This window comes from Vibrio splendidus 12E03 (assembly GCF_000272105.2).
Taxonomy (GTDB): domain Bacteria; phylum Pseudomonadota; class Gammaproteobacteria; order Enterobacterales; family Vibrionaceae; genus Vibrio; species Vibrio splendidus_I.
Genome location: NZ_AJZD02000310.1, coordinates 23,183 through 29,415 on the forward strand (window position 1 = coordinate 23,183; position 6,233 = coordinate 29,415).

Genomic DNA, 6,233 nt, shown 5'->3' on the forward strand with positions numbered 1-6,233 from the left:
CCCTCCTGATTCAGTTTTGTGAAGCATGGTCTAAGAGCGCCCTTATTTCTACGAACACGTACCTCGATGAAGATAGTGAGGTGTGATCTCTTTTCTGAAATGGCCAAGCTCTTGGCTGATGATTTCCAGTTTTTCTTCGTAACTTTTATCGGGAATAGAACGATTAAGCCGATCTTGTGCGTAAGTATATCTTAACCCATGAGCACCGTGTGACCAGCCTAGAACTCGCTTAGACAATTGACTGAAAGCATCGGTAAATTTTTTCCCGCCAGTGATGTTGTACCGGTTAGTGATAGTACATTTTCGGTCTTTGATTTGTCGGGGTTCACTCAGACGATGCCTCTCTAATTTTTTCGCTAAACAATGCGGGATCATGACGGCTCGATATAGTCCCCCTTTGCCTTTCACTACGTATTTCTCGCCTTGCAAACCCGAAAACAAATCACTGCGCCATTTTCGATCTTTTGACGCTGAAGCTTCGTCAAATCGTTGGAGGGTGAGGAGCTCTTGTACTCTGAGCCCCGCTGTAAAACAAAGCGCGGTAGCTAACTGATTTTCTGGAGTTTGATGTGTCATGATTTGATGAATTTGTTCGTGAGTATAAGCTCGATTTACCCACTCTCTAGGATCGAGTTTTTCTTCTATATAAAGCCTACGCTCTGGCTCATGTAAATAAACGATCCGCTCTAGTACACGCCGCTCATTTGCAAGCATTTTACTACAAACTTTACCGACTCGGGATGATAAATAATCCAATGCCATTTGTGGCGTAATATCTATTAGCATGGATGCGCCCATCCGCTCTTGAATAAAGGCAGCTGTCTCCACATGTCGAAAAAGAGTGGATTGACTTCTTAATTTTCCTTTCGCCTCTTTTTTGTTTTTACCTAGCCCAAAATAGTGGAAATTGAAAAAATTTCTCGCCTTGCGCTCAAACTTTTTTCGTCGGGAGCTTTTTTTGTTTGGCATATTTCGCCTCCCATTGTTTAATTCTTAAAGCAACTTGAGTATGAGAGCGGTGAACGTTTTTATGTATTGCAAGCCACTTTACTATATCGTGATAAGAGCAGCCCATCTCGCGCCTGAAAAATAAGAGTTCAGAACGATAGCGATCTAAAGGCGATCCTTTTTTTTGTGATGGTTTTGTTATTTGGGTATATTCATGATCGATAACAAGATAATTGTTATCGATTAATTCATTAAATAATTGATTACTCATAGTTTGCCATGGATTTAATATCTTTTAGGAAAGGATCATCTTTCCAAGCGACAGAAGTCATATAGTGGATCTGGCTCAAGGATGCTTTCGTACTATGTTTATTGTCAAGCCAAATTGAAATTTTTTTATAACTTAAATTAACATGCCTCAAGATGAGTATTTCCTTTTTGAATGATTCAAGTTTAGAATTTTTCTTTTTCTTATCACGTTGAATCTGCCTCATTTGATTAATAAGACTTTCGCGATATTTAGGTTTCATAATAAAGACTCAAGTAAAACAGGTTTCTAGATAACCTTAAGGTAAGAATTTGCCTCAGTAAACCATTAAACGGCTTCAATGTGGCGCAAACAGGCCCCCTCAGCGGTGAGCAAGGCGATCAGCGCTGAGGGGGCTCGGGGAGAAAATCGGGGGATTTCGGTATTACGTTGAGGCAGGTGTAAATAAATGAGGCAGTAAAGAGAAATAACACGCATGAGGCAGTAACAAGGTGAAAAATGGAGCGAAGGCGACAACCTTGTTGATGGAACAATATATTGTGGTCTGAGGCAGGAGGGGAAAGGGAAAGCAAAGGGGTGAGGCAAAAGAAATAAAGCGTTAAGCGATCGGTTCTGTGTATTGATACGTAATCAGTATAATAATAAATTATTGTTGGGCGAAACTTTAAATAGTGTAACACAAAATAAAAAATAAATACTCGTTAGAAATACATCCACCAATGTATTTTTAATGAGTATTTTTCTATTGCCTTTTTGATACTGTTTCTCGTGACTTTATTCAAAGGAGAAAAACAGATGGCAAAAGGTCTTTTTATTTTTGATGGCAATATTGGTATGACGCCAGAATTGCGCTGGCAACCGGCGAATGACCGCTCGAATGGTGAAGCTAGACCGTTATTAAAATTTAACGTCAAGTACGACCGTTTAATTAAAACGCAAGACCCTGAACGTCCTTATGAAGATAAGGGCGGTTTTTGGGTAGATATCAGTTATTGGGGGCGTGACGCTGAGGCGTTAAGTAAGTTATTACAAAAAGGCATGCGCGTGCGTATTGAAGGCGAACTCCGCATCGACGTTTGGGAAGATAAAAATAACCCAGGCCAAATGACGTCAGGCATGGCATTAACGGCTTCGTTAATTACCATCATGGCGCAGCGTGTGGATGCGGTGTTATTAAAAAAGCCACAACAATCAGGGGCGCATAATAACCCAGCCTCTCAATCTGAACTTTAAATAGGGAGTGATAGATGAGAGGAGTGAATTTATCTAACGCCATTGCCGCGCTTCGATTTCGAGTGCGGTCGCGCCGAAGTGGTGACGCCGACCAACGCGCTCAAGCGGAGCTCGGCGTGAAAGCGCAAGAGCCATTTTGTTCGCAAGTGCAGCAAGCTTTAATTGGCAACCGTGAAGGCATGACGCTCAGTAAGGTCACGCCAGGTTGGGTGAAGAAACAACTCGCCAGCAAGGTGACGACATCATGATGGGTGACTTGTTATTGGGTCAGTGCTTTCTTTATCAAGAAGGCGCTCTAAATGTGACGCGGTCACCTTATTTGTGCGTCGGTTGGAGGTAAACCATGCGTGTGTTTTTATGTGAAAAACCGTCCCAAGGACGCGACATTGCCAAGGTATTGGGTTGTCATGAAAAAATCGAGGGGGCGCTGCGCGGCCAAGGGGTGGTCGTGACCTGGGGATTTGGGCATATTTTGTCTCAAGCTGACCCAGAGCATTATGACCCCGCATTAAAAGCTTGGTCTTATGACACGCTCCCTATCGTGCCATCGACCTGGCAAATGGTCGTGCCACCCGATAAGAAAAAACAGTTCAATGTCATCAAGAAATTATTGGCCAGCGCGACAGAGGTGGTGATAGCCACCGATGCCGACCGTGAAGGGGAAGTGATTGCGCGTGAGATTTTAGAGTTTGTGGGCTATCAAGGCCAAGTCTCTCGACTTTGGCTCAGCGCCTTAGACGAAGCCAGCATTCGCAAAGGTCTGGATAATCTGAAACCCGGCAGTGAAACCGAATCGCTCTATTGGGCGGGGCTTGGCCGCAGTCAAGCCGACTGGTTGTTGGGTATGAACCTAACGCGGCTTTGCTCTCTAGTGGGACGGGAAGCCGGTTATCGCGGCGCTTTATCGGTGGGCCGCGTTCAAACGCCCACCTTACGATTGGTGGTTGAACGAGACTTGGCCATCGCTCACTTTGTCTCGAAACCGTTTTATGACGTCGTCGGTGACACGGGATTCTCGTCTAAATGGCAAGTGCCAGAAGCGCAAGGTGATGAATCGGGGCGCTGTTTGTCTCGTGAGGGAGCTGAGCGTGTGGCTCGGGATTGTCAGGGACAAGTGGCGACTGTCGCCGTGTTTGATACCAAACGCCAAAAAGCCAAACATCCTGCGCTGTTTTTCTTGGGCTCTCTGCAGAAGGCCATGTCGGCTCAGTTCGGTTACACCGCGCAGCAAGTGCTCGATACGGCGCAAGCCTTGTATGAAAAGCACAAGCTGACCACCTATCCGCGTACCGATTGCGCGTTCTTGCCGGTGAGCCAGCAGGGCGAAGTGACTCAAATCTTGAAATCGCTGAGTCAGACCTCAGAGTTTGCATCGATGTGCCAGGGCGCGGACGGGGCAATAAGCAGCGCGTGTTGGAACGATAAAAAAGTGGCGCAGAGCTCGCACCACGCCATTATCCCCACTGCGAAAGTACCGACGCTCACCGGACTGACCGAGTGTGAAAAACACGTGTATCAGGCCATCGTGCAGCGTTACGTCGCTCAGTTCTATCCGCATGCCGAAGATGACGCCACCGTGATTGAATTGCAGTGTGGGGGGCACCGTTTTAAAACGTCCGGAAAAGTGGAACGCGTCAAAGGCTGGCGGGTAGTCACTAAGGAAGAAAAAGAAGAGGGGAAAGGGAAGAGCGAAGACAGCGTATCTCAATCTTTGCCATCTCTCACGGTTGGTCAGTCACTGACGTTTTCCAAGGTCAATGTGGTGAGTAAGAAAACCACGCCGCCTTCTGCGTTTACCGAAGGGACGCTCCTCGATGCGATGGCCAATATTGCGCGCAGCGACAATATCCCCGCTCAGTTCAAAGCGATTTTGAAAGAGACGGCCGGACTTGGCACGCAAGCGACGCGGGCGGCCATCATTGAGACGCTCAAAAAGCGCGGCTTTGTGGAAGCGAAAGGGAAAAAGCTCCTAAGTAGCGAAGCGGGACGCGGTTTGATTCAGGCGCTGCCGAACGAAGTGAGCAATCCGGTGATGACCGCGATTTGGGAGCAGTCGCTCGAAAGCATTGCCAAGCGAGAGATGAGCCTCGATGCCTTTATGCAAAACCAAGAAGGATTTGTGCGGGCCATTGTTAGTAAGGTGAAGTCCGGTGACATCACCATTACCTTACCAAAAGTCGTAGAGCCCGAAGCGCCCTGCCCGTTGTGTGGCAAAAAAATGCGCCTTCGCTCGACCAAGAAACCGTTTTGGGCGTGTGAAGACCGCGAGCTATGCGGGCTTGTTCTCGATAGCGTGCGCGGAAAACCCGCCAAAAATCAAAAGTGTTCGTGTGGCAAAGGCGTGGCGGTGCGCAAGTCTGGGAAAAACAAAGGCAGTTTCTATTGGAGCTGCAGCGCGTGGAAACAAGGTTGCCAGAAGCGTCATTTCGATGACAAAGGCAAATTAGGAAAGGAGATGGGCTCATGATAGTCGCCCGTTCGTTATCACCGGCTGAGCCCGACCTGATGGAAGGACGCACGTTGGCCTTGCTTCGTATTTTGAGCCTGGAGGGGGTGGAAGTGGTTCAGTACCACGCCCCCAAAGGCGGCTGGACGCACGATGCGCTGGAGTGTGTCGATTATTTCTCGGTGAGTCCAGACGGTTGGGATGCTTACCTCGATGAGCAGTGGATTGGTTCTTCTGAGGTTTGAATCTAAGAAAGCGTCGAATAATGAGTCGGCTAGACGACACAAATATTCAGCTTTAAGCGCTTAATGGGTGAGAGGGATATGAGGCAATTTCTCACAGAAAGGCACCTGGATGCGTTGTTGTCGATGTATTCAGAGCGGGACTTCCCTAACAATACTCGAAAGGCGGTGCGCCTTCGCATTATTCATGGCCACACTTACGAGTTGGCGGAGTTCATCACCGGCGTTTCGCGCCGCAATATCTATAACGGTGTGAAAAAATTGAAAGTCGCGCATGACGTTATGATGAAAACTTACGGTAGAGATGGGGGAGTAAAATGATGAGATACGAATCGTTATTTGATGATCATTACAGTGGCTCGGAAGCGCTTCGGCTTCATTCACAATACAAGGGTAGCTTTGATGAACTCGTGGAGGCGCTGGAGCCTGTCTGGTCAGGAAAAACAGTGGCGCATTATTGTTATCGAGCGTGCGAACCCCTTCATGTTTTGAGTGCGGATTCGTTCGAAATTACGATCAATATGGGGTGTCAGCCTAACATACCTACAGGGTTTGATTTGCAGGATTCCTGCCGAGTGAACCACATTACGGTTGATCTCTGGGACAGTGCCGATGTTCAAGGCTTTATTGAGTTGCTGCTGCGTAAGTTAAACGCTTCTCTTGTGCTTTCTTCGGTTGAACCACTCTAGGAGAACTGACATGAGATGTGACATTCCCATTCGATTGCATTATTGCTCAGAAAGTCATCATGAGTACCAATCTAAAAAAACGCTGATAGCGGTAGGAGCTATTTCGCCTAACTTCGACATTGAAGAGAGACTAGAGCAAAGCCAGTTCACGTTATCTGTTGAAGCGTCTCGCTACCTGCTCGCGCATATACCCTATGCGTATTTTGATTATGGAATTGATGTGGTTCATACCAGTGTTCTCCCTTACAAAGGAGAGGGTTACTTATCCTTGAGTAATCCTCGGTATATAGGAACCGACTTGAACAATGACTATATCCAGGACTTGAGCCTGTTGAAGCATGATGAAATCAGAGACTTGGTTCAATGGATGAAGAAGCATAAAGAAGAAGGTTGGTATCTCGTGGGGC

General features: G+C 47.0%; 9 protein-coding genes. 7 read left to right on the forward strand and 2 right to left on the reverse strand.

What is annotated here, in order from left to right:
• Window positions 1–48 precede the first annotated feature (48 nt).
• Both A142_RS19625 and A142_RS19630 read right to left on the reverse strand, forming a co-directional pair.
• Window positions 49–969 carry a tyrosine-type recombinase/integrase gene (locus A142_RS19625; protein WP_019821568.1) on the reverse strand — a complete coding sequence of 307 codons (921 nt, stop codon included), beginning with the start codon at window positions 967–969 and terminating at the stop codon, window positions 49–51.
• Window positions 932–1,219, reverse strand: a complete 288-nt coding sequence (locus tag A142_RS19630; protein WP_017110290.1) for a hypothetical protein — start codon at window positions 1,217–1,219, stop codon at window positions 932–934. Before A142_RS19630 ends, A142_RS19625 begins: the two co-directional genes overlap by 38 nt.
• A 792-nt stretch (window positions 1,220–2,011) precedes the next feature.
• Between A142_RS19630 and A142_RS19640 the strand changes: the two genes are divergently transcribed.
• The 7 genes from A142_RS19640 to A142_RS19670 form a co-directional block, all read left to right on the forward strand.
• Entirely contained in the window at window positions 2,012–2,449 is a 438-nt protein-coding gene (locus A142_RS19640; RefSeq protein WP_019821569.1) for a single-stranded DNA-binding protein, read from the forward strand.
• A 14-nt stretch (window positions 2,450–2,463) separates the two neighbouring features.
• Window positions 2,464–2,697 (forward strand): hypothetical protein, encoded by a 234-nt coding sequence (locus A142_RS19645; protein WP_019821570.1) that lies wholly within the window; start codon window positions 2,464–2,466, stop codon window positions 2,695–2,697.
• A 95-nt stretch (window positions 2,698–2,792) separates the two neighbouring features.
• Window positions 2,793–4,916: a DNA topoisomerase III gene (locus A142_RS19650; RefSeq protein ID WP_019821571.1), complete on the forward strand. Its 2,124-nt coding sequence runs from the start codon at window positions 2,793–2,795 to the stop codon at window positions 4,914–4,916.
• Between the two features lie 92 nt (window positions 4,917–5,008).
• Complete coding sequence (locus A142_RS25590; protein WP_277815632.1) at window positions 5,009–5,140, forward strand: hypothetical protein; 132 nt, start codon at window positions 5,009–5,011, stop codon at window positions 5,138–5,140.
• 78 nt (window positions 5,141–5,218) lie between these two features.
• A complete protein-coding gene (locus A142_RS19660; RefSeq protein WP_102333115.1) occupies window positions 5,219–5,458 on the forward strand; it encodes a hypothetical protein in 240 nt (79 codons plus the stop codon).
• Window positions 5,458–5,826, forward strand: coding sequence for a hypothetical protein (locus A142_RS19665; protein WP_133154287.1), 369 nt, complete (start codon window positions 5,458–5,460; stop codon window positions 5,824–5,826). The genes A142_RS19660 and A142_RS19665 overlap by 1 nt, the downstream gene beginning before the upstream one ends.
• A gap of 10 nt (window positions 5,827–5,836) precedes the next feature.
• Window positions 5,837–6,233: hypothetical protein (locus tag A142_RS19670; RefSeq protein WP_032545394.1), on the forward strand; the 397-nt coding region annotated here is incomplete at its 3' end.

What these genes read in the sequence shown, in the direction of transcription:
- A142_RS19625 (WP_019821568.1), bottom strand. Translation starts at nt 969, where the DNA reads ATGCCAAACAAAAAAAGCTCCCGACGAAAAAAGTTTGAGCGCAAGGCG.
- A142_RS19630 (WP_017110290.1), bottom strand. Translation starts at nt 1,219, where the DNA reads ATGAGTAATCAATTATTTAATGAATTAATCGATAACAATTATCTTGTT.
- A142_RS19640 (WP_019821569.1), top strand. Translation starts at nt 2,012, where the DNA reads ATGGCAAAAGGTCTTTTTATTTTTGATGGCAATATTGGTATGACGCCA.
- A142_RS19645 (WP_019821570.1), top strand. Translation starts at nt 2,464, where the DNA reads ATGAGAGGAGTGAATTTATCTAACGCCATTGCCGCGCTTCGATTTCGA.
- A142_RS19650 (WP_019821571.1), top strand. Translation starts at nt 2,793, where the DNA reads ATGCGTGTGTTTTTATGTGAAAAACCGTCCCAAGGACGCGACATTGCC.
- A142_RS19660 (WP_102333115.1), top strand. Translation starts at nt 5,219, where the DNA reads ATGAGGCAATTTCTCACAGAAAGGCACCTGGATGCGTTGTTGTCGATG.
- A142_RS19665 (WP_133154287.1), top strand. Translation starts at nt 5,458, where the DNA reads ATGAGATACGAATCGTTATTTGATGATCATTACAGTGGCTCGGAAGCG.